Source organism: Pseudomonas guariconensis (genome assembly GCF_024127895.1).
Taxonomy (GTDB): Bacteria; Pseudomonadota; Gammaproteobacteria; order Pseudomonadales; family Pseudomonadaceae; genus Aquipseudomonas; species Aquipseudomonas guariconensis_B.
The window spans coordinates 1-22,780 of sequence record NZ_JAMYBK010000006.1 but is presented as its reverse complement, the minus strand read 5'-3'; the positions used below and the strand labels follow the sequence as shown (position 1 = coordinate 22,780).

Below are 22,780 nucleotides of genomic sequence, written 5' to 3'. Positions count from 1 at the left end.
AGGACTACCCCCAGGTGTCAGTGCAGCGATGGCTTGGGCGCGGGTGCGGCCGGCTTGGCCAGCTCCGTATACAGCAGCAAGGGCGCCACGCGCAGGTACTCCATGACTTCCATGTAATCGCTCTCGCCGTCCTCGGACTCCTCGAGGGCATCCTGGACCTGGGAGATGGCCACCAGGTCCTGCAGCACTTCCTTGGCCTCGCCGGAGAGTTCCTTGCCGCCGGCATTCAGGCCGAAGCCGGTGATGAAGCCCTGGCACCACTGGCCCAGGGCCGCGGCGCGCTCGGCCAGCGGTGCCTCGTCGCCGGGCAGCAGCAGGACCAGGGTGATGTCCTCGCCGGTCAGCTCGGCCCTGACCATTTCCTGCAGGCCGATCAGGGCGTTGCGCACGGCGTCCTCGGCATCGTTCTCCAGCAGGCCGGCGGCGTCGGCCAGCCAGGCGTCGGCATCGAACCCTGCGCCGGCACAGCTGCGGCCAATCAGCAGGCCGTGCAGCTCGGCCGGGGAAACAGGATGTCCATTGCTGGCGAGCAGCGTGGCGAAGGCGGTGTAGGGCGATTGGGTATTGGGCATGGGCAGCTAGGCGCCAGACGGCGCAATGACTAGAATGAAGACCTTGTATCCTAGCACCGGCAGGCGCGCCAAGACCATCGGCACTGGCCGCCGCGGCCCAGGGAGAGGCATGATCGCCTGGTGAGTCCACGATGGAGCGAATCGAGTGCAACCCACGCAAGAGAACGACCTGCAAGCGCTGATGAGCCGATTCGAGTTGCTGATCGAGCGTGTCGAGCAACTAAAACGGCAAAATGCACTCCTACTAGCTCAGGAAAAATCCTGGCGCGAGGAGCGCGCCCACCTCATCGAAAAGAACGAGATCGCGAAGCGCAAGGTCGAATCGATGATCCTGCGCCTCAAGGCCCTGGAGCAAGACTCATGAGTTCAAGCAATAGCGTCACCGTCCAGATCCTCGACAAGGAATATTCGATCATCTGCCCGCCCGAGGAACGCAACAACCTGGTCAGCGCCGCGCGCTACCTGGACGGCAAGATGCGCGAGATCCGCAGCAGCGGCAAGGTGATCGGTGCCGACCGCATCGCGGTCATGGCGGCGCTGAACATCACCCACGAACTGCTGCACCGCCAGGAGCGCCCGGACGTGGCCGGCAACGGCACCACCCGCGAGCAGGTACGCGACCTGCTGGAGCGGGTCGACCAGGCACTGTCCGACGACGCGGATACCAAAATCGGCTGAGATTGGTATACTGGCGCCACTCCCTGGGGGATGCGCCAGTCGGTTATGTCCCTGAGCCGATACGCACAACCACGGGGGTTGCACGCTGGGGCAGGTGTGCATGTCCGCTCGACGGAAAGCCTTAACGCCCCCTGCAATCTCCACCTTGAACTTTCGGGTTCAAGGGCTACACCGACAGCGGTTCCATCGGGGAGCCTGAATTCCGCCTTGCCCGCCTTCCCGGCGGGCAATTCGTCTGGCCGCAGCGGCGGCCGGCACCTCTGGGAACGCCTGTGCCATGACCGACACCGCGCCGCTCACCCGCCCTCAACTCCGTCGCCTGCTCCGTAATGCCCGCCGCGCTCTCACCCCGGCCCAACAGCGCCAGGCCTCCCTTGGCCTGTACCGCCAACTGGCCCAGCATCCACTGTTCCGCCGTGCCCGGCACATCGCCCTGTACCTACCCAACGACGGCGAGATCGACCCGCGCCTGTTGCTGCGCGAGGCCCAGCGGCGCGGCAAGCGTACCTACCTTCCGGTGCTGCACGCCTGGCCGCGCACGCGCATGGTGTTCCAGCGTTTCGAGCGTGGAGAAAAACTGCGCCCCAACCGCTTCCGCATCCCCGAGCCGCTGACCGATCGCAAGCGCCAACGACCGATCTGGTCACTGGACCTGATCCTGCTACCCTTGGTGGGCTTCGACGAAGTAGGCGGCCGGCTGGGCATGGGCGGTGGCTTCTACGACCGCAGCCTGGCCTATCAGGCGCGGCGCAAGGCGTGGAAGAAACCGTTGCTGCTGGGGCTGGCCCATGAATGCCAGAAGGTCGAGCGGCTGGCCCAGGCCAGTTGGGATGTGCCGCTCAAGGGAACGGTCTCGGACCGTGGCTGGTACCTGGCGCCGAACTGAGCGGCGCCAGCGAAGGGGGTCAGCGTTGCTGCTGGGCGGGATCGACCGGCATCTGGTAGGCAGCGTCCATCTTGCGCTCCCAGAAACTCTGCGCATAACCGGTGGTGACGACACCCAGGCCGAAGATGAAGACCAGGATCCAGAGCAAATCCGGTTTGCGTTGGTTCATCGATGAATGCCCCCCTAAGGCAAACTGTTCAGGCTCGGCAACCTTCTTGGTGTTGCCGGAGCGTCTAGCTTTAAAATCGGCGCATTTTCCGACAACGTGCGACGACACGCAAACGTTGACGCCAACCGACCGTCGGTTTAGTGGGCCAGGTTATTTCAAATTTTGTCAGGAGCAGCATCCATGGCCTATTGGCTGATGAAATCCGAGCCCGACGAGCTCTCCATCGACGCCTTGGCACGCCTCGGGCAGGCACGCTGGGACGGGGTGCGCAACTACCAGGCGCGCAATTTCCTGCGGGCCATGAGCATAGGCGACGAGTTCTTCTTCTACCACTCCAGTTGCCCGCAACCGGGTATCGCCGGCATCGCCCGGATCATCGCCGCGGCTTACCCCGACCCCACCGCGCTCGACCCGCAGAGCCCCTACTTCGATGCCAAGGCCAGTGCCGACAAGAACCCCTGGAGCGCAGTGGACGTGGCCCACGTGAAGACATTCGGCCAGGTTCTGGGCCTGGGCCTGCTCAAGCAACAGGCCGCCCTGGCCGAACTGCCGCTGGTGCAAAAAGGCAGCCGCCTGTCGGTGATGCCGGTCACCCCACAGCAGTGGGCGGCCATCCTCGCGCTGGGCTGAACCTGCGACTATCGTCAGTGGCTTGACCAACATCAAGGCGCACGGCGCGGCCCTGCGTCACTATCGGGTGTGCAATACAGCAGGGACGCAGCCTCGATGAGCCGATACGCACCGAAACTCTTTGCCACTGCCCTGCTCGCCCTGTTGCTGGCGGCGGGCGGCCTGGGTTACTGGAAATCCCTGCACGATCGCCTGCCCGAAGGCGTGAGCATGGGCAACGGCCGCCTCGAGGCCACCGAAGTGCAGATCGCCAGCAAGGTCCCGGGGCGCCTGGCCGAAGTGCTGGTCGATGAAGGCGACAGGGTGACCCGCGGCCAACTGCTGGCACGCATCGATACCCGCACGCTGGAGGCCCAGCGCAGCCAGGCCGAGGCCGAAGTGCTGCGGGCGCGGGAGAACCATGCCGCCGCCGTGGCCAACGTGCAGTTGCGCCAGAGCGAGCGGTTGCTGGCCAGCCAGGAGCTCAAGCGGGTCCGTGAGATCTACCAGCGCAAGTTCGCCAGCCAGCAACTACTCGACCAGCAGCAGGCCCGCTACGACACCGCCAACGCCGCAGTCGTCGCCGCCCGCGCCCAGCTGGCGGCGATCAAGGCCGCCATCGGTGCCGCCGAGGCCCAGGTGGCACAGCTCACCAGCGAAATCGACGACAGCAGCCTGCGCGCGCCCATCGACGGCATCATCCAGTTGCGCCTGGCCGAGCCCGGCGAAGTGCTGGGCGCCGGCGGCCGCGTGCTGATGCTGATCGACCCGAGCGACCAGTACATGAACCTCTACCTGCCCGCCTCCACCACCGGTCGCCTGACCGTCGGCGACCCGGCGCGAATCGTGCTCGATGCCCTGCCGGGGCAAGCCTTGCCGGCGAAGGTAGCGTTCGTCGCGGCCAAGGCGCAGTTCACCCCCAAGCAGGTGGAAACCCGTGACGAGCGCCAAAAGCTGGTGTTTCGGGTCAAGCTGCGCCTGACCGAGCCCAGCGCCGTGCCCCAGGCCAAGCCAGGCATGCCGGGCGCCGGCTACGTGCGCACGGCCGACGTGAACTGGCCGGCCGACCTGCAATGAGTGCTCCGGCGCTGGTGGCCGAGGGCATCAGCCACCGCTACGGCGACCTGGTCGCCTTGCAAACCCTGGGTTTCAGCCTACCGGCCGGCACCCGCTGTGGCCTGATCGGCCCAGACGGTGCCGGCAAGTCCACGCTGCTAGGGCTGATCGCCGGGGTCAAGCGCCTGCAGCAGGGCGAGTTGCAGGTGCTGGGCGGCCCGATCCGCCGACGTCGCCACCGCAACCAGCTCTATCCACGGGTCGCCTTCATGCCCCAGGGCCTGGGCAACAACCTGTACCCGGAGCTGTCGATCCGCGAGAACATCCGCTTTTTCGCCACCCTCTTCGGCCTGGGCCGCGCCCAGCGCGAACAACGCATGGCCAACCTGCTGCGCGCCACCGACCTGGAGCGCTTCGCCGATCGCCCGGCGGGCAAGTTGTCCGGCGGCATGAAGCAGAAGCTCGGCCTGTGCTGCGCGCTGATCCACGAGCCCGACCTGCTGATCCTCGACGAACCGACCACCGGCGTCGACCCGCTGTCCCGCCGGCGCTTCTGGGAGCTGGTCGAGCAGGTCCGCGCGCAGCGCCCGCAGTTGACCCTGCTGGTGGCCACGGCCTATATGGAGGAAGCCGAGCAGTTCGAACATTGCCTGATGCTCGACGGCGGTCGCCTGCTGGCCGCCGGCCCCAGCCGCGAACTGGCCGCGGTGACCGCCAGCGGCAAGCTGGACGATGCCTTCACCTATTTCCAGGACGGCAAAGGCGAGACGGCCGAGCCCTTGAGCATTCCGCCCCGCCAGGCGGACGATGGGCCGGTCGCCATCGAAGCCCACGGCCTGACCCTGCGCTTCGGCGACTTCACCGCCGTGGACAAGGTCAGCTTCGCTATCGGCCGTGGCGAGATCTTCGGCTTCCTCGGCTCCAACGGCTGCGGCAAGACCACCACCATGAAGGTGCTCACCGGCCTGATGCCGGCCAGCGAAGGCAGCGCTAACCTGCTCGGCCGGCCGGTGGACGCCCGCGACCTGGCCACCCGCAAGCGGGTCGGCTTCATGTCCCAGGCCTTTTCCCTGTATGGCGAGCTGAGCGCCCGACAAAACCTCGAGCTGCACGCCCGCCTGTTCGACCTGCCCAAGGCCGACAGCACCCCGCGCATCGCCGAACTGCTACAGCGCTTCGGCCTGCAGGCCATCGCCGACCAGCCCTCCGGCGCCCTGCCCCTGGGCCTGCGCCAGCGCCTGTCGCTGGCGGTGGCGGTGCTGCACCGGCCCGAGGTGCTGATCCTCGACGAACCGACCTCCGGCGTCGATCCGGCCGCCCGCGATGACTTCTGGCGGTTGCTGGTCGAGCTGTCGCGAGAGCAGGACGTGACTATCTTCCTGTCCACCCACTTCATGAACGAAGCCCTGCGCTGCGACCGTATCTCGCTGATGCACGCCGGCCGGGTCCTGGCCTGCGACACGCCTGCCACCTTGCAGGCGCAGTTCGCCGGCGCGACGCTGGAGGACGCCTTCGTCCGCTGCCTGGAGCAGGCCCAGGAACAAGGCCAGCAGGCATCGACCAATGCCACCCTGGAGCAGGCCGAGGACGCCACACGCCCGTTGCGCCAGGGCTTCAGCCTGCGCCGGCTGCTGGCGGTGGCCAGCCGCGAGGGCAAGGAACTGCTGCGCGACAAGGTCCGCCTGGCCTTCGCCTTGCTGGGTGCGCTGTTCATGATGGTGATCTTCGGCTACGGCATTTCCCTGGATGTGGAAAACCTTGCCTTCGCCGTCTATGACCAGGACCAGAGCCCGCAGAGCCGCGCCTACCTGGAAGCGTTTCGCGGCTCGCGCTACTTCGCCGAGCAGGCGCCGATCCGCGATGCCACCCAATTGCACCAACGCCTGCAGCGCTCGGAGATCAAGCTCGCCCTGGAGATCCCACCCGGCTTCGGCCGCGACCTGCATGCCGGCCGCCAGCCGGTGGTGGCAGCCTGGCTCGACGGTGGCATGCCGTTTCGCGCCGAGACCAGCCGCAACTACGTGGAGGCGGTGCACCAGGCCAACCTCGAGCAACTCGCTGCGCTGAGCTCACAACCGCAGCCTCGGCAGGCGCCGGTCAGGCTGGAGACACGCTTTCGCTACAACCAGGACGTGGTCAGCGTGAACGCCATCGGCCCTGGCGTCATGGCGCTGATCCTGGCGTTCATCCCGGCCATGCTCACGGCCCTGGGCATCGTCCGGGAAAAGGAACTGGGCTCGATCACCAACTTCTACGCCACGCCCCTGACTCGCCTGGAGTTCCTGCTCGGCAAGCAGGCCCCCTACTTGGCGGTGAGCCTGGTCAACCTGGCGCTGCTGGTGGCGATGAACCGCTGGCTGTTCGGCGTACCGCTCAAGGGCAGCCTGCCGGCCCTGGCCTGCGGCGGTTTCCTGTACCTGCTGGCGACCACCAGCCTGGGTCTGCTGATCTCGGCCTTCACCCGCACGCAGATCGCAGCGATCCTCGGCACCATGATCATCACCAGCCTGCCGACCATCCAGTTCTCCGGGCTGATCGTGCCGCGCTCGTCGCTCGATGGCGCCGCGGCGCTGATGGGCCAGTTGTTCCCGGCCGGCTACTTCCTCGACATTGCCGTCGGCACCTTCACCAAGGCCCTCGGCCTGCGCGAGCTATGGCCACAGTGCCTGGCCCTGCTGGGCTTCTTCGTCGCCTTCAGCGGCCTGAGCCTGGCCATGCTGAAGAAGCAGGAAGCCTGACATGCACCGCCTGCACCATACCCTGCGCCTGGGCCTGAAGGAGCTGACCAGCCTGCGCCACGACAGCGTGCTGCTGCTGTTTCTGCTGTACGCCTTCAGCGTGGCGATCTACATGCCGGCGGCCGGCTCGGTGATCGGCGTGCACAACGCCAGCGTGGCGGTGGTCGACGAGGATCGCAGCCAGGTCTCGCGCAAACTGGCCGAATCGCTGCAACCGCCCGAGTTCCAGCCCGCCGTGCCACTGGCCTTGGACCGCCTCGACCAGGCCATGGACAGCGGCCAGTACACCTTCGTGATCAACGTGCCGGTGAACTTCCAGGGCGATCTGCTGGCCGGGCGCTCGCCCGAGCTGCAGATCAACGTCGATGCCACGGCCATGAGCCAGGCGTTCATGGGGGCGGGCTACATCGGCCGGATCTTCGAGCGCGAACTGCTCGACTACGCCGGCGGCACCGCCGCAGCCAGCCCGGCGACGATCAGCCCGCGGGCGCTGTTCAATCCCAACCTGGAAGGTGGCTGGTTCCTGGCGGTGATCCAGATCGTCAACAACATCACCATCCTGGCCATCATCCTCACCGGCACCGCACTGCTGCGCGAGCGCGAACATGGCACCCTGGACCACCTGCTGGTGCTGCCGCTGACAGCGCTGGAAATCATGCTGGCGAAGATCGGCAGCAACGCCCTGGTGGTCGTGCTGTGCACCTGGGTATCGCTCGAGGTGGTGGTCAAGGGGGCGCTGGGCGTGCCGCTGGCCGGGTCCATGGGCCTGTTCCTGGGCGTGACCGCCCTGTACCTGTTCGCCAGCACGGCACTGGGCATTTTCCTCGCCACCCTGGCGCGCTCGACTCCGCAGTTCGGCCTGCTGGCGATCCCGGTGATCATCCCGATGCTGCTGCTCTCCGGCGGCAGCACACCGCTGGATAGCATGCCGCAGTGGCTACAGTGGGTCATGCAGGGCTCGCCCTCGACCCACTTCGTCAGCCTCGGCGCGGCAATCCTGTTCCGCGATGCCGGGCTTGCGGTGGTGTGGCCGGATGTCCTGGCCCTGGCTGTGATCGGCCTGGTGTTCTTCAGCGTGGCCCTGGCACGCTTTCGCCGCAGCCTGACCTCCTGATCACTGCACGATCAGGTTGTTGAACAGCAGGTCCTCGACGATCGGCTTGCCCTCCTCGGCCTCCATGACCTGCTGGACCTGCCTGAGCGCTTCCTGGCGCAGCTGCTCCTTGGCCTCGACGCTGTTCATGTTGTCCACGCCCTGCTGGGTGAACAACGCCACCAGTTGGTTGCGGATCAGCGGCTCGTGGTGCTTGACCGCCGCCGCTGCGGCATCGCCGGACACGCGCAGGGCCACATCGGCCTTGTACACACGCAGCCTGGGGCTGCCGTCGAGGGCGTAGTTGCCGACGAAGGGCGGGCTCAGGCTGATATAGGAAACCTTGGGCTGCCCATCCTTGGCGTCCTCGGCCAGGGCCGCAGCTGGCAGCAGCAAGGCCAGCACCATCAAGATCCACGCTTTCACGAATTCGCTCCTCAATACAGTTGGCGCCAGCTTACCCAGCACATCGTCCAAACCCAAGCCGCTGCTTGGCAGCCCTGGCCCCCGGCTCATGCTTGCCCTTCAGGTCAATGTCGAACCGATGCGGGGCTTATGTCGGCCCATCAGGGCGGGCCATGCTCGTTGACCGGGCACCTGCCCCTCCTACACTTATCGGCCACCACACGCAAAGGAATAGCCCCGATGAAAGCCGTATTGTGCAAAACCCTGGGCCCGGCGCGGGACCTGGCCCTGGAAGAGGTGGCGAGCCCGGAGCCGAAGAGGAACGAAGTCCTCCTCGACGTGCACGCCGCCGGGGTCAACTTTCCCGATACCCTGATCATCGAAGGCAAGTACCAGTTCCAGCCACCCCTGCCGTTCTCGCCGGGTGGCGAGGCTGCCGGAGTGGTCGCCGCCGTGGGCGAGAAGGCCGGCGCCTTCAAGGTTGGCGACCGGGTCATGGCCCTGACCGGCTGGGGCGCCTTCGCCGAACAGGTGGCCGTGCCCTTCTACAATGTGCTGCCCATTCCCGAGGGCATGGACTTCACCACCGCCGCCGCCTTCGGCATGACCTACGGCACTTCGATGCATGCGCTGAAACAACGCGGCCAGCTCAAGGCCGGCGAGACCCTGCTGGTGCTCGGCGCCTCCGGTGGCGTCGGCCTGGCGGCAGTGGAAATCGGCAAGGCCATGGGTGCGCGGGTGATCGCCGCCGCCAGCAGTGCCGAAAAGCTCGCCGTGGCCAAGGCCGCTGGCGCCGACGAGCTGATCGACTACGGCCAGGCGAGCCTCAAGGACGAGATCAAGCGCCTGACCGGCGGCCAGGGCGTGGACGTGATCTACGACCCGGTCGGTGGCGAGCTGTTCGACCAAGCCGTGCGCGGCCTGGCCTGGAACGGCCGGCTGCTGGTGGTGGGGTTTGCCAGCGGGACCATTCCGCATTTGCCGGTGAACCTGGCGCTGCTCAAGGGGGCTTCGGTGGTGGGGGTGTTCTGGGGGGCCTTCGCCCAGCGCCAGCCCGAGGACAATGCTGCCAACTTCCGCCAGTTGTTCGTCTGGCATGCCGAGGGCAAGCTCAAGCCACTGGTGTCGCAGACCTATCCGCTGGCCGAGGCCGGAACGGCCATCGAGCGGCTGGGGCAACGGCAGGCGGTGGGCAAGCTGGTGGTATTGACCCGCTGAGCGCTGGGGCCTTCAGTTGTCGGCGACGGGCCGCAAAGCGGCCTGTCAGACCTCGCGCAGGTTATGGCAGCGTCGAAACCGCGCCTCTAGGTTGCGATCCGGCATCTGGTGGTGGCGCAAGGCGTTCAAGGTCTGCTCGACATACTCGCGGGTACTGCCGAAGCGGCCCTTGGCACTGGCCAGGATCTGGCTGAACAGGGTATCCGGCAGATTACCGGCATAGCACGGCAGATGCCGCTCCAGGACGAAGCCCAGGGCCTGGACCTTGCTGCCATCGCCCAGCCGGCAATTGAGCCAATGAGGCCGATACGCGGGGTAGGGCATCTCCCGTTGCCACAGGGCCAGCAACGAGTCCTCCAGGCCGTTCTCGTCCAGGCGGTAGGCGAACCCGCTGCACGAGCCGCCACGGTCGAGTCCGAACACCAACCCTGGGCACTCCGGCGTGCCGCGATGTTCGTGCGACCACAGGTACAGGCCGCGATGATAGCCATGCACCCGGGCTCGCTGGCGTTCGACCGCATTGCATTCCGGCCGCCAGATCAGCGAACCATAGGCGAACAACCACACCGGGCCGCCTTCGTGGCGCGCCATGGTCATTCTCATGGAGTTGAGCAATTGCTCGCGGGTCAGTTGCTGGCCGAAATCGAGCGACGGTGGATAGGTGATCTGCCAGGGTGAACTTTCAAGTGCCGACATGCGCTGCCGCCATTATTCAACGTGAACTATCGAAGTGCTGCCCTGCAACTCCTGGACATTCAGAAAGCCATGTTTCGCGGCATGCCGGCTCTCGCCCGGATGCGGGCGAGCCTGGCGCCATGGGAGCTGCGTCGAGAACTGGTCTGTAACGTAAGACAGACGCCATCGACACTTCAAGCCCTCGCCACAAGTTTAGTGCACACTTCCGACCATTGGTGCCGATTGTTTCGAGCCGCGTGAAAGTTATTAACCCGCGCAGCAACAATAAGCGGCTTATACTCTTCGCTGGCAACTTTGGTTATTAAGCACGGCACGCCATTGCGGCGAGCCGTTCATCTTCAACCGCGCGGCGCGTAGGCGAATACGTCGGCACGCATGCGGTGGGCATCCATGCCAGCCTCGACCAGGGCATCGAGAGTGGCGTAGACCATGGTCGGTGAACCGCTGGCATAGACATGCACCTGGTTCAGGTCGCCGATGTCCTCGCAGACGGCTTCATGCAGCAAGCCGCAGCGCCCTTCCCAACCGCACAGGTCGCTGACCACCTTGTGCAGGAAGAGATTCGGCAGGCGCTCCCACTCGTCCCAGTGCTCGATCTGGTAGAAGTCCTCAGGCCGTCGCACCCCCCAGTACAGGTGCACCGGGTGCTTGAAACCCTGGGCGCGGCAGTGCTCGACCAGGCTGTGCATCTGGCCCATGCCGGTGCCAGCGGCGATCAGCACCAGCGGGCCATCGGGCAGCTCGGCCAGGTGGGCATCACCGAAGGGCAGTTCGATACGTGCCACGCGGTCACGCTGCAGTTGCTCGATCAACTGGCGGGCACTGTTCTCCCGCACCAGCACATGCAGCTCCAGCTCGCGCCCGGCGTGCGGGGCCGAAGCCAGGGAGAAGGCCGCCTTGCCCGCGCCCTCACGCTCGATCAACAGGTACTGCCCGGCGTGATAGCGTGGTGGCTTGCCGGCTGGAGTGCGCAGCCGCACGCGCCAGACATCGCCGCCCACCTCCACGCACTCGCTCAGAGTGCAGGCCAACGTGCGCACCGGCAGCTCGCCCAGGGCCAGCACACCGTCCCAGAGCAGCACGCAGTCTTCCAGCGGCTCGGCGATGCAGGTGAACAGCTCGCCATGATCGCGGACCTGGCCATCCTGGCGCACGCGCCCTTCCACCAACAACGCCGCACAGGCATGGCAGTTGCCGTTGCGGCAACTGCTCGGGCAGTCATAGCCCAGGCGCCGTGCCGCATCCAGAATCCTTTCCCCGGGTTCGAGTGCCAGTACCGCTCCGGACGGCTGCAAGGTTACCTGCATCAATCTATTCCCAACTGATCCCACAGCTCATCGATACGGCGGGTGACGGCCTCGTCCTTGACGATGGCGCGGCCCCATTCGCGTGTAGTCTCGCCCGGCCACTTGTGCGTCGCGTCCAGGCCCATCTTCGACCCCAGCCCCGATACCGGCGACGCGAAGTCCAGGTAGTCGATCGGCGTGTTGTCGATCATCACCGTATCACGCTTGGGGTCCATGCGCGTGGTGATGGCCCAGATCACATCGTTCCAGTCACGGGCGTTGATGTCATCGTCGGTGACGATAACGAACTTGGTGTACATGAACTGTCGCAGGAACGACCACACGCCCAGCATCACACGCTTGGCGTGACCCGGGTACTGCTTCTTCATGGTCACCACCGCCATGCGGTAGGAACAGCCCTCAGGTGGCAGGTAGAAGTCGACGATCTCCGGGAACTGCTTCTGCAGGATCGGCACGAACACTTCGTTCAGCGCCACGCCGAGGATCGCCGGCTCATCCGGCGGACGCCCGGTGTAGGTGCTGTGGTAGATCGGCTTGCGGCGGTGGGTGATGCGCTCGACGGTGAACACCGGGAAGGTGTCGACCTCGTTGTAATAGCCGGTGTGGTCGCCGTAGGGGCCTTCCGGTGCGGTCTCGCCCGGGTGGATCACGCCTTCGAGGATGATCTCGGCAGTGGCCGGCACCTGCAGGTCGCTGCCGCGGCACTTGACCAGCTCGGTGCGGTTGCCACGCAGCAGCCCGGCGAAGGCGTATTCGGACAGGGTGTCCGGCACCGGGGTCACGGCACCGAGGATGGTCGCCGGGTCAGCCCCCAGCGCCACCGCCACGGGGAACGGCTGGCCGGGGTGCTTCTCGCACCATTCACGGTAGTCCAAGGCGCCGCCACGGTGGCTCAGCCAGCGCATGATGACCTTGTTGCGGCCAATCAGTTGCTGGCGGTAGATACCCAGGTTCTGGCGGTCCTTGTTGGGGCCACGGGTGACGGTCAGGCCCCAGGTGATCAGCGGCGCCACGTCGCCCGGCCAGCAATGCTGGATTGGCAGCTGGGTCAGGTCGACGTCCTCGCCCTCGACCACCACCTCCTGGCACACCGCGTCCTTGACTACCTTCGGTGCCATGGACACGACCTTCTTGAAGATCGGCAGCTTCGACCAGGCATCCTTCAGCCCTTTCGGCGGCTCGGGCTCCTTGAGGAAGGCCAGCAGCTTGCCGATCTCGCGCAGTTCGTCGACCGACTCGGCGCCCATGCCCATGGCCACCCGCTCCGGGGTGCCGAACAGGTTGCCCAACACGGGTATGTCGAAGCCCGTGGGCTTTTCGAACAGCAGCGCCGGGCCCTTGGCGCGCAGGGTGCGGTCGCAGACTTCGGTCATTTCCAGGACGGGGGAGATCGGAACCTGGATGCGCTTGAGTTCACCGCGCTGCTCCAGGCCTCGGATGAAGTCGCGCAGGTCGCGATACTGCATGCATGAGCCTCGTGGTTGGCCGTATCGGTCGGGGTTGCAGAGTGTAGCGCCGTTCAGGGCCCAATGGCCAAAAATGACTTGGGGCCGCTTCGCGCCCTTCGCAGGCAAGCCCGCTCCCCCAGGTTCGTGCGATCCCTGTGGGAGCGGGCTTGCCCGCGAAGGGCTGCGAAGCAGCCCCAGTTCACTGTGCGGTGGTGCTTATTTGCGCTTCATCGACAGGAAGAACTCGTCGTTGGTCTTGGTCTGCTTGAGCTTGTCGACCAGGAACTCGATGGCAGCGACTTCGTCCATCGGGTGCAGCAGCTTGCGCAGGATCCACATGCGCTGCAGTTCGTCGTCGGCGGTCAGCAGCTCTTCGCGGCGGGTACCGGACTTGTTGATGTTGATGGCCGGGAACACGCGCTTCTCGGCGATGCGGCGGTCCAGCGGCAGCTCCATGTTGCCGGTGCCCTTGAACTCTTCGTAGATCACCTCGTCCATCTTCGAGCCGGTCTCGACCAGCGCGGTGGCGATGATGGTCAGCGAACCGCCTTCCTCGATGTTGCGGGCGGCACCGAAGAAGCGCTTGGGCTTCTCCAGGGCGTGGGCGTCGACACCACCGGTCAGCACCTTGCCGGAGCTCGGGATGACGGTGTTGTAGGCACGGGCCAGGCGGGTGATGGAGTCGAGCAGGATGACCACGTCCTTCTTGTGCTCGACCAGGCGCTTGGCCTTCTCGATCACCATCTCGGCGACCTGCACGTGGCGGGTCGGCGGCTCGTCGAAGGTCGAGGCGACCACTTCGCCGCGCACGGTGCGCTGCATCTCGGTCACTTCTTCCGGACGTTCGTCGATCAGCAGCACGATCAGGTGGCATTCGGGGTTGTTGCGGGTGATGTTGGCCGCGATGTTCTGCAGCATGATCGTCTTGCCGGCTTTCGGCGGGGCGACGATCAGGCCGCGCTGGCCCTTGCCGATCGGGGCGCACAGGTCGATGACGCGGCCGGTGAGGTCTTCGGTGGAACCGTTGCCGGCTTCCATCTTCAGGCGCTCGTTGGGGAACAGCGGCGTCAGGTTCTCGAACAGGATCTTGTTCTTGGCGTTTTCCGGGCGGTCGAAGTTGATGGTGTCGACCTTCAGCAGGGCGAAGTAGCGCTCCCCTTCCTTCGGCGGACGGATCTTGCCGACGATGGTGTCGCCGGTGCGCAGGTTGAAGCGACGGATCTGGCTGGGCGAGACGTAGATGTCGTCAGGGCCGGCCAGATAGGATGCATCCGCCGAACGCAGGAAACCGAAACCATCCTGGAGAATCTCCAGCACGCCGTCACCCGAGATCTCTTCGCCGCTTTTCGCGTGTTTCTTCAACAGGGCGAAAATCACGTCCTGCTTGCGCGAACGGGCCATGTTTTCGATGCCCATCTGTTCGGCCATTTCCAGCAGATCGGTAATCGGCTTTTGCTTGAGTTCAGTCAGGTTCATAAGGGGAGTGACGTAATCATGTAAGAAGGGAGAATTAAGCTTCTGGCTTAATGAAGCCGCGCCGCGAGATGGCGACAGGATCGCGTACTGATTCGAATTAGGAGTGCGTCGGCGACGGCGTGCAGAGGGCACTGAAGGAACAGTGCGAGGCCGAATGTAACACTTGCTTTTTTCGGCGTCTAGTGCTCGGAAAAAGAAAAGCCCCGCAGTTGCGGGGCCTTTTCACATCACAGGTGGGCGTCGAGGAACGCGGCCAGCTGCGACTTGGACAGGGCACCGACCTTGGTGGCCTCGACGTTGCCGTTCTTGAACAGCATCAGGGTCGGGATACCCCGCACGCCATGCTTGGCCGGGGTTTCCTGGTTCTCGTCGATGTTCAGCTTGGCGACGGTCAGCTTGCCCTCGTAGGTGGCGGCGATGTCGTCCAGGACCGGAGCGATCATCTTGCATGGGCCGCACCATTCGGCCCAGTAGTCGACCAGCACCGGGCCTTGAGCCTGCAGAACGTCGGCTTCGAAGCTGGCGTCGGTGACATGTTTGATTTTGTCGCTCATGGAAATCTCCAAGGTCGTAAGCAATAAAAAACGTTGCCCATCATAGCCGCACCTACGCCCTACAGGAAGTCACGGCCGATTGAGTGTAACTATAGTTGTGCAAGACACCGCGAATCGAAACTGTCACACGGCTGTCATAGCATTCCAACACACCTTGCCTTGCATCAAGCCTTGCAATGCCATGCGTTGGCGTCCGTCCACGATCGTGGCACGATTGCCGGGTTATCGACCGAGAACATCGAGATCATGCCGCATACCACCGCGAAGAACCTGTCTTTGATCGCCGCCATCGACCTTGGCTCCAACAGCTTCCACATGGTCGTGGCCAAGGCCCACCACAGCGAGATCCGCATTCTCGAGCGGCTGGGGGAAAAGGTTCAGCTGGCCGCCGGCATCAGCGAGGAGCGCCAGCTCAGCGAAGAAGCCATGCAACGCGGCCTCGAGTGCCTCAAGCGCTTCGCCCAGCTGATCAACGGCCTGCCCGCCGGCGCCGTGCGCATCGTCGGTACCAACGCCCTGCGCGAGGCGCGCAACCGCAACGAATTCATCCAGCGCGCCGAAGCCATCCTCGGCCACCCGGTGGAGGTCATCTCCGGTCGCGAGGAAGCGCGCCTGATCTACCTGGGCGTGTCGCACACCCTGGCCGATACCCCTGGCAAGCGCCTGGTCGCCGACATCGGCGGCGGCAGCACCGAGTTCATCATCGGCCAGCGCTTCGAGCCGTTGCTGCGCGAAAGCCTGCAGATGGGCTGTGTCAGCTTCACCCAGCGCTATTTCCGCGACGGCAAGATCACCCCGGCGCGCTACGCCCAGGCCTACACCTGCGCACGCCTGGAACTGATGAGCATCGAGAACGCCCTGCACCGCCTGACCTGGGACGAGGCCATCGGCTCTTCCGGCACCATTCGTGCCATCGGCGCCGCCATCAAGGCCGGTGGCCTGGGCAACGGCGAGGTCAATGCCGAAGGCCTGGTCTGGCTCAAGCGCAAGCTGTTCAAGCTCGGCGAGACCGACAAGATCGACTTCGACGGCGTCAAGCCAGACCGCCGCGCCATCTTCCCGGCGGGCCTGGCGATCCTCGAGGCGATCTTCGACGCCCTCGAGCTGCAACGCATGGATCACTGCGAGGGCGCCCTGCGCGAAGGCGTGCTGTACGACCTGCTGGGCCGTCACCACCACGAGGACGTGCGCGAGCGCACACTCAATTCGCTGATGGAGCGCTATCACGTCGACCAGGGCCAGGCGGCGCGGGTCGAGCGCAAGGCCCTGCATGCCTTCGACCAGGTCGCCGAGGCCTGGGGGCTGGAGCAAGGCAACTGGCGTGACCTGCTGAGCTGGGCGGCGAAAGTCCACGAAGTGGGGCTGGACATCGCCCACTACCACTACCACAAGCACGGCGCCTACCTGATCGAGCACTCCGACCTGTCCGGTTTCTCCCGCGAGGACCAGCAGATGTTGGCCCTGCTGGTACGCGGCCACCGCCGCAACATCCCCAAGGACCGGTTCGCCGAGTTCGGCGACGAAGGCATCCAGCTGATCCGCCTGTGCGTGCTGCTGCGCTTCGCCATCCTCTTCCACCACATCCGCGGTACCCAGCAGATGCCGAAGGTCGTGCTGCAGGCCGGCGAAGGCAGCCTGGACGTGGTTTTCCCCGACGGTTGGCTGGAACAGCACCCGCTGACCCAGGCCGACTTCGCCAACGAGGCGCAGTGGCTGGACCGGGTCGGCTTCGTCCTCAGCGTACGTTGAGGACCGGGTTGCTCAGGCGCTCCAACAGGGTCGCCTGGGCATTGCGCGGGTTCTGGTTGCCGGTCGGCGTACTGCGCACGTAGCGGCCGTCCGGCTGCAGGATCCAGGCGTGGGTGTTGTCGGTCAGGTAGCTTTCCAGCTCCTTCTTGACCCGCAGCAGCAGCTTCTTGCCCTCCACCGGGAAGCAGGTCTCGACACGCTTGTCGAGGTTGCGCTCCATCCAGTCGGCGCTGGACAGGAAGATCTGTTCTTCGCCGCCATTGAGGAAGTAGAACACCCGCGTGTGCTCGAGGAAGCGGCCGATGATCGAGCGCACCTGGATGTTGTGCGACACCCCGGGGATGCCCGGCCGCAGGCAGCACATGCCACGCACCACCAGGTCGATGCGCACGCCGGCCTGACTGGCCTTGTACAGCGCACGGATGACCTTGGCGTCGGTCAGCGAGTTGAACTTGGCGATGATGTGCGCCGGCTTGCCTTCCTGGGCGAACTGGGTCTCCCGGGCGATCATGTCGAGCATGCCCTTCTTCAGGGTGAAGGGGGCGTGCAGGAGCTTCTTCATGCGCAGGGTCTTGCCCATGCCGATCAGCTGGCTGAACAACTTGCCGACGTCCTCGCAGAGGGCATCGTCGGAGGTGAGCAGGCTGTAGTCGGTATACAGGCGGGCGTTGCCGGCGTGGTAGTTACCCGTGCCCAGGTGGGCGTAGCGCACGATCTCGCCCTGCTCGCGGCGCAGGATCAGCATCATCTTGGCGTGGGTCTTGAAGCCGACCACACCGTAGATCACCACCGCGCCAGCCGCTTGCAGGCGGCTGGCCATCTGCAGGTTGGACTCTTCGTCGAAACGCGCGCGCAGCTCGATCACCGCGGTGACCTCCTTGCCGTTGCGCGCCGCATCCACCAGGGCGTCGACGATTTCCGAGTTGGCGCCGCTGCGGTACAGGGTCTGGCGCACGGCGAGCACGTGCGGATCCTTGGCGGCCTGGCGCAGCAGGTCGATCACCGGGGTGAAGGACTCGAACGGGTGCATCAGCAGCACGTCCTGCTTGCTCACCACGCTGAAGATGTTGTCGGCGTTCTGCAGCAGCCTGGGGATGCCCGGGGTGAACGGGGTGTACTGCAGCTCCGGATGGCTGTCCAGGCCAGTGATGCTGAACAGGCGGGTCAGGTTGACCGGGCCGTTGACCTGGTACAGCTCGCTCTCGCTCAGGCTGAACTGCTTGAGCAGGTAGTCGGACAGGTGTTTCGGACAGGTGTCAGCCACCTCCAGGCGCACGGCGTCGCCATAGCGGCGCGAGAACAGCTCGCCGCGCAGGGCTCGGGCCAAGTCCTCGACATCTTCCGAATCCAGCGCCAGGTCGGCGTTACGGGTCAGGCGGAACTGATAGCAGCCCTTGACCTTCATGCCCTGGAACAGGTCGTCGGCATGGGCGTGGATCATCGACGACAGGAACACGTAGTTATCGCCCGGGCCACCGACCTCCTCCGGCACACGGATCACCCGTGGCAACAGGCGCGGCGCCGGGATGATGGCCAGGCCCGAATCACGGCCGAAGGCATCGACACCCTCGAGTTCGACGATGAAGTTCAGGCTCTTGTTGACCAGCAACGGGAACGGGTGGGTCGGGTCGAGGCCGATCGGGGTGATGATCGGCGCGATCTCGTCACGGAAGAAGCGGCGCACCCAGGTCTTGAGCTTGGGCGTCCAGTAGCGACGGCGGATGAAGCGGATCTGGTGTTTCTCCAGCTCCGGCAGCAGCACATCGTTGAGGATCGCGTACTGGCGCTCCACCTCGCTATGCACCAGGTCGCTGATCCGCGCCAGGGCCTGGTGCGGCTGCAAGCCGTCGGCGCCGGCCTGCTCGCGGGCGAAGGTGATCTGCTTCTTCAGGCCCGCGACGCGGATCTCGAAGAACTCGTCCAGGTTGCTGGAGAAGATCAGCAGGAACTTCAGACGCTCGAGCAGCGGGTAGGACTCGTCCAGCGCCTGTTCCAGCACGCGGATGTTGAACTGCAGCTGGGAAAGCTCGCGATGAATGTACAGGCTGCTGTCGTCCAGGCTCGGGATGGCGATCGCCGGAGCCGGTGCGGGCGCCGGTGCCTCGGGGGCGGGCTCCGGAGCCGTCGGCAGGTCCGGCGGCGTCTGTACCATCTCCTCGGGGATCGCCTGGGCGTCCTTGATCTCGACAGGGGTTAGCACTTCATTATTCATCTGACGTTCCTGGAGGGCCTTATTGCCCTCTCAACAATTGAGCGGCACGGACGGCGAAGTAGGTCAGGATGCCATCGGCGCCTGCCCGTTTGAAAGCAGTGAGGGACTCGAGGATCACGGCCTCGCTGAGCCAGCCGTTCTGGATCGCGGCCATGTGCATGGCGTATTCGCCGCTGACCTGGTAGGCGAAGGTCGGCACCTTGAACTCGGCCTTCACCCGGTGAACGATGTCCAGGTACGGCATGCCCGGCTTGACCATGACCATGTCGGCGCCTTCGGCCAGGTCGGTGGCCACTTCGTGCAGGGCCTCGTCGCTGTTGGCCGGGTCCATCTGATAGGAAGCCTTGTTGGCCTTGCCCAGGTTCAGCGCCGAGCCGACCGCGTCGCGGAACGGGCCATAGTAGGCACTGGCGTACTTGGCGGAGTAGGCCATGATGCGCACGTTGACGTGGCCGGCCAGTTCCAGGGCCTCGCGGATCGCCTGCAGGCGGCCGTCCATCATGTCCGAGGGGGCGACCACCTGGGCGCCGGCCTCGGCGTGAGACAGGGCCTGGCGTACCAGCGCATCGACGGTGATGTCGTTCTGCACGTAGCCTTCTTCATCGAGGATGCCGTCCTGACCGTGGGTGGTGAACGGGTCGAGAGCAACGTCGGTGATCACACCCAGCTCCGGGAAGCGTGCACGCAGGGCGCGGGTGGCGCGCTGGGCGATGCCGTCCGGGTTCCAGGCCTCGGCACCGTCGAGGGACTTCTTCTCCACCGGGGTGACCGGGAACAGCGCCAGCGCCGGGATCCCCAGCTCGACCCAGCCCTGCGCGGCCTCCAGCAGCAGGTCGATGGACAGGCGCTCGACGCCCGGCATGGACGGCACCTCTTCGCGACGGTTCTGGCCATCGAGCACGAACACCGGCAGGATCAGGTCATCGACGGTCAGGGTGTTCTCGCGAACCAGCCGACGGGAGAATTCGTCCCGGCGGTTGCGACGCAGGCGGGTGGCAGGAAACAGGCGGTTGGCGGGGGTAAAGCTCACGGCAGACTCCTGAGCCCGCGCAGGCGGGCTAGCGCGACAGTTATAAGCGGCCATTATGACGCTTGGATGACAGGCTGGGGCAACCCTGTGACCCGTGGCCGCAGCCATTGTCCTTGTAGGAATTGTTCACGTCGAGACACATTTGGACACTTTCCCGAACGCGCATGACGGAGTAGGCTGCGCGTTCATTTCGCCAGCACCCCAGAAAATGCTTCAACAATTCCTGCAGGATTTCGGCTACTTTGCCCTTTTTCTCGGCACGTTTTTTGAAGGTGAGACCATCCTGGTTCTCGCGGGCTTCCTTGCGTTCCGCGGATACATGGACATCAACCTGGTGGTGCTGACAGCCTTCTTCGGCAGTTATGCCGGCGACCAGCTCTGGTACTTCATGGGCCGCCGCCACGGCCGCGCCATCCTCGCGCGCAAGCCACGCTGGCAGGCAATGGGCGACCGGGCGCTGGACCATATCCGCCGCCATCCCGACATCTGGGTACTGAGCTTTCGCTTCGTCTACGGCCTGCGCACGGTGATGCCCGTGGCCATCGGCCTGTCAGGCTACTCACCGCGCCGCTACCTGCTGCTCAACGGCATCGGCGCCGCGGTCTGGGCCTTGGCCCTGGGCGTAGCCGCCTACCATTTCGGCGCCATCCTCGAAGGCCTGCTGGGCAACGTGAAGAAATACGAGCTATGGGTGCTCGGTGGCCTGCTGGTGCTGGGCGGCCTGCTCTGGCTGCGCCGGCGTTTCCGCACCCTGCGCGCGGAGCGCAAAGCGGCGGCAGAGGGCCAGGGCCCAGAGGCTGAGCAGACTGTAGCCCAGCAGCAGGGCCCAGGCCAGGAGCGTGACCGTCCCTAGCCCCAGGGCGCCGGCCAGGTACAGCGCCAGCGCATTCGACGCCAGGCGCAGCAGCTCCAGGCGCGTGGCCCAGGGCCGGTTCTCCAGCGCCGCGCCGAGCGCGAACAAGCCGAACACCATCACCGCCCAGCCCAGCACCAGGGCCGCCGCCGGCACCTGCCCGTCCACGTCCATCAGGTAACTGCCCAAGGCGACGTAGGCGGCGAACTGCGCCGTCACATAGACCTGCTGCGCCCGCCCGAGGGGAATCTCGAATTTACGAAAGCGCGCCAGGTCGGGCTTGGCCTGTGGATAACGTGTCGCCACATCCACCGGGCGCCAGCCGGTGGGCATGAACCAGATGCGCAGTTTGTCGCGCCAGCGGCGCGTGCGCCGGGCGTCGTTCCAGAGCTGGGCATAGAACTGCAAGTTGGCCCACAGCGGGTTCCAGCTGGCCAGGGGTGTGGTCACGCCGAACACCACCGGCTCGCGCGGGTCTTCTTCCTGAAAGGTGCCGAACAGGCGATCCCAGATAATGAACACGCCGCCGTAGTTGCGATCCAAGTACACAGGATTCTGCGCATGGTGGACGCGATGGTTGGACGGCGTGATCAATACCCACTCGAGCCAGCCCAGCTTGGGCACATGCCGGGTGTGCACCCAGAACTGGTACAGCAGGTTCAGCGAAGCCACGGTGACGAAGACCAGCGGCGGCACGCCGAGCAGCGCCAGCGGCAGGTAGAAGATCCACGAGAAGATGAAGCCGCTGCTGGTCTGGCGCAGGGCCGTGGTGAGGTTGTATTCCTCGCTCTGGTGGTGCACCGAATGCGCGGCCCAAAGGACGTTGCGCTCATGGCCCAAGCGATGCAGCCAGTAGTAGCACAGGTCGTAGAGCACGAAGGCCAGCACCCACACCCACCAGGCCGTACCCGGCAGCGGCAGCAGCGCCAGGTGCTCCCAGGCCAGGGCATAGGTCACCAGCCCCACCCCCTTGGTCAGCAGCCCCGTGCTGGTCGACAGCACGCCGGTGCTCAGGCTGTTGATCGAGTCGGCCAGGCGGTAGTTGCGCTGGCCGCGCACACGGTCGGCGAGCAGTTCCACGGCGATCAGCACGAAGAAGAACGGTACGGCCAGCAGGATCAGGTCCATGGGCAACGATCTCCAGGGTGGTCCACGAAGATTAGGCGCTGCCCACAGAGAACCCTATGGCGACATCTGCCAAACTAGAGGACATTTAGCGCCTCGACACTGGAGTAATGAGCATGACGAAAAAAGTTGCGGTGATTCTTTCCGGCTGTGGCGTGTACGACGGCGCCGAGATCCATGAAAGCGTGATCACCCTGTTGCGCCTCGACCAGCGCGGCGCGCAGGTGCAGTGCTTCGCGCCGAACATCGCGCAGATGCACGTGATCGACCACCTGACCGGTCAGCCGATGCCCGAGTCGCGCAATGTTTTGGTCGAGTCGGCCCGCATCGCCCGTGGCGAGGTCAAGGACATCCGCGAGGCCAAGGCCGAGGATTTCGACGCGCTGATCGTGCCGGGCGGCTTCGGCGCAGCGAAGAACCTGTCCAACTTTGCCGTCGAGGGTGCCAACTGCACCGTCAACCCTGACGTGCTGGCCCTGGCCGAAGCCTTCGCCGAGGCCGGCAAGCCAGTCGGCCTGATCTGCATCTCGCCGGCCCTGGCGGCGAAGATCTATGGCCCAGGCGTGGTCTGCACCATCGGTACCGATGCCGACACCAGCGCAGCCGTGGTGAAGATGGGCGCCACCCACGAGGAATGCGATGTGCACGACATCGTCGAGGACACCCAGCGCAAGCTGGTGACCACCCCGGCGTACATGCTCGCCCAGTCGATCAGCGAGGCGGCCAGCGGGATCTACAAGCTGGTGGACCGGGTGCTGGAGCTGACTCACGAGGGTGAGCAGTAAGCCCCCGCAGCCCAATGCCGGTCAGTTAAGACTTTCAGTTGTCATTTGGGGCCGCTTCGCGCCCCATCGCCGGCAAGCCGGCTCCCACACTGTCCGTGCAAACCGCATCATGTGTGGTCGC

General features: G+C 65.4%; 21 protein-coding genes, 1 other RNA gene and 1 pseudogene. 12 read left to right on the top strand and 11 right to left on the bottom strand.

What is annotated here, in order from left to right; all coding sequences use genetic code 11:
* Window positions 1-17: 17 nt before the first annotated feature.
* On the bottom strand, window positions 18-572 hold the full coding sequence (locus NJF35_RS09315; RefSeq protein ID WP_225787656.1) for a YecA family protein: 555 nt from the start codon (window positions 570-572) through the stop codon (window positions 18-20).
* 181 nt (window positions 573-753) lie between these two features.
* Between NJF35_RS09315 and NJF35_RS09310 the strand changes: the two genes are divergently transcribed.
* The 4 genes from NJF35_RS09310 to NJF35_RS09295 all read left to right on the top strand — a co-directional run bounded on the left by NJF35_RS09310 (window position 754) and on the right by NJF35_RS09295 (window position 2,136).
* A complete protein-coding gene (locus tag NJF35_RS09310; protein WP_041166806.1) occupies window positions 754-936 on the top strand; it encodes a TIGR02449 family protein in 183 nt (60 codons plus the stop codon).
* A complete protein-coding gene (locus tag NJF35_RS09305; protein WP_225787657.1) occupies window positions 933-1,250 on the top strand; it encodes a cell division protein ZapA in 318 nt (105 codons plus the stop codon). The genes NJF35_RS09310 and NJF35_RS09305 overlap by 4 nt, the downstream gene beginning before the upstream one ends.
* A gap of 17 nt (window positions 1,251-1,267) precedes the next feature.
* A non-coding RNA gene (gene ssrS / locus NJF35_RS09300) (6S RNA) lies at window positions 1,268-1,447 on the top strand.
* An 80-nt stretch (window positions 1,448-1,527) separates the two neighbouring features.
* Complete coding sequence (locus NJF35_RS09295; RefSeq protein WP_225787658.1) at window positions 1,528-2,136, top strand: 5-formyltetrahydrofolate cyclo-ligase; 609 nt, start codon at window positions 1,528-1,530, stop codon at window positions 2,134-2,136.
* 19 nt (window positions 2,137-2,155) lie between these two features.
* Here NJF35_RS09295 and NJF35_RS09290 read toward each other — a convergent pair whose 3' ends face one another.
* Window positions 2,156-2,305 carry a hypothetical protein gene (locus tag NJF35_RS09290; RefSeq protein WP_225787659.1) on the bottom strand — a complete coding sequence of 50 codons (150 nt, stop codon included), beginning with the start codon at window positions 2,303-2,305 and terminating at the stop codon, window positions 2,156-2,158.
* A 180-nt stretch (window positions 2,306-2,485) separates the two neighbouring features.
* On the opposite strand from NJF35_RS09290, the gene NJF35_RS09285 reads away from it, so the two are divergent.
* From NJF35_RS09285 to NJF35_RS09270, 4 genes are all read left to right on the top strand, one after another.
* Window positions 2,486-2,935 carry an EVE domain-containing protein gene (locus tag NJF35_RS09285; RefSeq protein WP_225787660.1) on the top strand — a complete coding sequence of 150 codons (450 nt, stop codon included), beginning with the start codon at window positions 2,486-2,488 and terminating at the stop codon, window positions 2,933-2,935.
* A gap of 96 nt (window positions 2,936-3,031) precedes the next feature.
* Window positions 3,032-3,991 carry an HlyD family secretion protein gene (locus NJF35_RS09280; RefSeq protein WP_225787661.1) on the top strand — a complete coding sequence of 320 codons (960 nt, stop codon included), beginning with the start codon at window positions 3,032-3,034 and terminating at the stop codon, window positions 3,989-3,991.
* The gene (rbbA, locus tag NJF35_RS09275; protein ID WP_225787662.1) at window positions 3,988-6,708 is read left to right on the top strand and encodes a ribosome-associated ATPase/putative transporter RbbA; all 2,721 of its coding nucleotides are present in this window, start codon (window positions 3,988-3,990) and stop codon (window positions 6,706-6,708) included. Before NJF35_RS09280 ends, rbbA begins: the two co-directional genes overlap by 4 nt.
* Before the next feature lies 1 nt (window position 6,709).
* The gene (locus NJF35_RS09270; RefSeq protein ID WP_253081682.1) at window positions 6,710-7,822 is read left to right on the top strand and encodes an ABC transporter permease; all 1,113 of its coding nucleotides are present in this window, start codon (window positions 6,710-6,712) and stop codon (window positions 7,820-7,822) included.
* On the opposite strand, the gene NJF35_RS09265 is transcribed toward NJF35_RS09270, so the two are convergent.
* Window positions 7,823-8,227, bottom strand: coding sequence for a flagellar basal body-associated protein FliL (locus tag NJF35_RS09265; RefSeq protein ID WP_225787664.1), 405 nt, complete (start codon window positions 8,225-8,227; stop codon window positions 7,823-7,825).
* A gap of 219 nt (window positions 8,228-8,446) precedes the next feature.
* Here NJF35_RS09265 and NJF35_RS09260 point away from each other — a divergent pair, with 219 nt between their 5' ends.
* Window positions 8,447-9,424 carry an NADPH:quinone oxidoreductase family protein gene (locus NJF35_RS09260; RefSeq protein WP_253090964.1) on the top strand — a complete coding sequence of 326 codons (978 nt, stop codon included), beginning with the start codon at window positions 8,447-8,449 and terminating at the stop codon, window positions 9,422-9,424.
* A 45-nt stretch (window positions 9,425-9,469) separates the two neighbouring features.
* On the opposite strand, the gene NJF35_RS09255 is transcribed toward NJF35_RS09260, so the two are convergent.
* From NJF35_RS09255 to trxA, 5 genes are all read right to left on the bottom strand, one after another.
* A complete protein-coding gene (locus NJF35_RS09255) occupies window positions 9,470-10,120 on the bottom strand; it encodes a gamma-glutamylcyclotransferase (protein WP_225787666.1) in 651 nt (216 codons plus the stop codon).
* Between the two features lie 338 nt (window positions 10,121-10,458).
* Window positions 10,459-11,427, bottom strand: a complete 969-nt coding sequence (locus NJF35_RS09250; RefSeq protein WP_253081684.1) for a CDP-6-deoxy-delta-3,4-glucoseen reductase — start codon at window positions 11,425-11,427, stop codon at window positions 10,459-10,461.
* Window positions 11,427-12,893 (bottom strand): 4-hydroxy-3-polyprenylbenzoate decarboxylase, encoded by a 1,467-nt coding sequence (gene ubiD, locus NJF35_RS09245; RefSeq protein WP_225787668.1) that lies wholly within the window; start codon window positions 12,891-12,893, stop codon window positions 11,427-11,429. The genes NJF35_RS09250 and ubiD overlap by 1 nt, the downstream gene beginning before the upstream one ends.
* 198 nt (window positions 12,894-13,091) lie before the next feature.
* Window positions 13,092-14,351: a transcription termination factor Rho gene (gene rho / locus NJF35_RS09240; protein ID WP_043212134.1), complete on the bottom strand. Its 1,260-nt coding sequence runs from the start codon at window positions 14,349-14,351 to the stop codon at window positions 13,092-13,094.
* A 227-nt stretch (window positions 14,352-14,578) separates the two neighbouring features.
* Complete coding sequence (gene trxA / locus NJF35_RS09235) at window positions 14,579-14,905, bottom strand: thioredoxin TrxA (protein WP_012274768.1); 327 nt, start codon at window positions 14,903-14,905, stop codon at window positions 14,579-14,581.
* A gap of 246 nt (window positions 14,906-15,151) precedes the next feature.
* Between trxA and ppx the strand changes: the two genes are divergently transcribed.
* Window positions 15,152-16,654, top strand: a complete 1,503-nt coding sequence (ppx, locus tag NJF35_RS09230) for an exopolyphosphatase (protein ID WP_225787669.1) — start codon at window positions 15,152-15,154, stop codon at window positions 16,652-16,654.
* Here ppx and ppk1 read toward each other — a convergent pair.
* The gene (gene ppk1 / locus NJF35_RS09225; protein ID WP_225787670.1) at window positions 16,641-18,866 is read right to left on the bottom strand and encodes a polyphosphate kinase 1; all 2,226 of its coding nucleotides are present in this window, start codon (window positions 18,864-18,866) and stop codon (window positions 16,641-16,643) included. The genes ppx and ppk1 overlap by 14 nt on opposite strands.
* A gap of 19 nt (window positions 18,867-18,885) precedes the next feature.
* Window positions 18,886-19,896, bottom strand: coding sequence for a porphobilinogen synthase (gene hemB / locus NJF35_RS09220; RefSeq protein WP_225787671.1), 1,011 nt, complete (start codon window positions 19,894-19,896; stop codon window positions 18,886-18,888).
* A 208-nt stretch (window positions 19,897-20,104) separates the two neighbouring features.
* On the opposite strand from hemB, the gene NJF35_RS09215 reads away from it, so the two are divergent.
* Window positions 20,105-20,749: a DedA family protein gene (locus NJF35_RS09215; RefSeq protein ID WP_225787672.1), complete on the top strand. Its 645-nt coding sequence runs from the start codon at window positions 20,105-20,107 to the stop codon at window positions 20,747-20,749.
* Window positions 20,750-21,250: 501 nt separating this feature from the next.
* Here the strand turns inward: NJF35_RS09215 and NJF35_RS09210 are convergent.
* A pseudogene (locus NJF35_RS09210) lies at window positions 21,251-21,877 on the bottom strand (sterol desaturase family protein); the annotation flags it as partial.
* Window positions 21,878-21,990: 113 nt separating this feature from the next.
* Between NJF35_RS09210 and elbB the strand changes: the two are divergent.
* On the top strand, window positions 21,991-22,659 hold the full coding sequence (gene elbB, locus NJF35_RS09205) for an isoprenoid biosynthesis glyoxalase ElbB (protein ID WP_225787673.1): 669 nt from the start codon (window positions 21,991-21,993) through the stop codon (window positions 22,657-22,659).
* Window positions 22,660-22,780: the final 121 nt, after the last annotated feature.

What these genes read in the sequence shown, in the direction of transcription:
- NJF35_RS09315 (WP_225787656.1), bottom strand. Translation starts at nt 572, where the DNA reads ATGCCCAATACCCAATCGCCCTACACCGCCTTCGCCACGCTGCTCGCC.
- NJF35_RS09310 (WP_041166806.1), top strand. Translation starts at nt 754, where the DNA reads ATGAGCCGATTCGAGTTGCTGATCGAGCGTGTCGAGCAACTAAAACGG.
- NJF35_RS09305 (WP_225787657.1), top strand. Translation starts at nt 933, where the DNA reads ATGAGTTCAAGCAATAGCGTCACCGTCCAGATCCTCGACAAGGAATAT.
- NJF35_RS09295 (WP_225787658.1), top strand. Translation starts at nt 1,528, where the DNA reads ATGACCGACACCGCGCCGCTCACCCGCCCTCAACTCCGTCGCCTGCTC.
- NJF35_RS09290 (WP_225787659.1), bottom strand. Translation starts at nt 2,305, where the DNA reads ATGAACCAACGCAAACCGGATTTGCTCTGGATCCTGGTCTTCATCTTC.
- NJF35_RS09285 (WP_225787660.1), top strand. Translation starts at nt 2,486, where the DNA reads ATGGCCTATTGGCTGATGAAATCCGAGCCCGACGAGCTCTCCATCGAC.
- NJF35_RS09280 (WP_225787661.1), top strand. Translation starts at nt 3,032, where the DNA reads ATGAGCCGATACGCACCGAAACTCTTTGCCACTGCCCTGCTCGCCCTG.
- rbbA (WP_225787662.1), top strand. Translation starts at nt 3,988, where the DNA reads ATGAGTGCTCCGGCGCTGGTGGCCGAGGGCATCAGCCACCGCTACGGC.
- NJF35_RS09270 (WP_253081682.1), top strand. Translation starts at nt 6,710, where the DNA reads ATGCACCGCCTGCACCATACCCTGCGCCTGGGCCTGAAGGAGCTGACC.
- NJF35_RS09260 (WP_253090964.1), top strand. Translation starts at nt 8,447, where the DNA reads ATGAAAGCCGTATTGTGCAAAACCCTGGGCCCGGCGCGGGACCTGGCC.
- NJF35_RS09255 (WP_225787666.1), bottom strand. Translation starts at nt 10,120, where the DNA reads ATGTCGGCACTTGAAAGTTCACCCTGGCAGATCACCTATCCACCGTCG.
- NJF35_RS09250 (WP_253081684.1), bottom strand. Translation starts at nt 11,427, where the DNA reads ATGCAGGTAACCTTGCAGCCGTCCGGAGCGGTACTGGCACTCGAACCC.
- ubiD (WP_225787668.1), bottom strand. Translation starts at nt 12,893, where the DNA reads ATGCAGTATCGCGACCTGCGCGACTTCATCCGAGGCCTGGAGCAGCGC.
- rho (WP_043212134.1), bottom strand. Translation starts at nt 14,351, where the DNA reads ATGAACCTGACTGAACTCAAGCAAAAGCCGATTACCGATCTGCTGGAA.
- trxA (WP_012274768.1), bottom strand. Translation starts at nt 14,905, where the DNA reads ATGAGCGACAAAATCAAACATGTCACCGACGCCAGCTTCGAAGCCGAC.
- ppx (WP_225787669.1), top strand. Translation starts at nt 15,152, where the DNA reads ATGCCGCATACCACCGCGAAGAACCTGTCTTTGATCGCCGCCATCGAC.
- ppk1 (WP_225787670.1), bottom strand. Translation starts at nt 18,866, where the DNA reads ATGAATAATGAAGTGCTAACCCCTGTCGAGATCAAGGACGCCCAGGCG.
- NJF35_RS09215 (WP_225787672.1), top strand. Translation starts at nt 20,105, where the DNA reads ATGCTTCAACAATTCCTGCAGGATTTCGGCTACTTTGCCCTTTTTCTC.
- elbB (WP_225787673.1), top strand. Translation starts at nt 21,991, where the DNA reads ATGACGAAAAAAGTTGCGGTGATTCTTTCCGGCTGTGGCGTGTACGAC.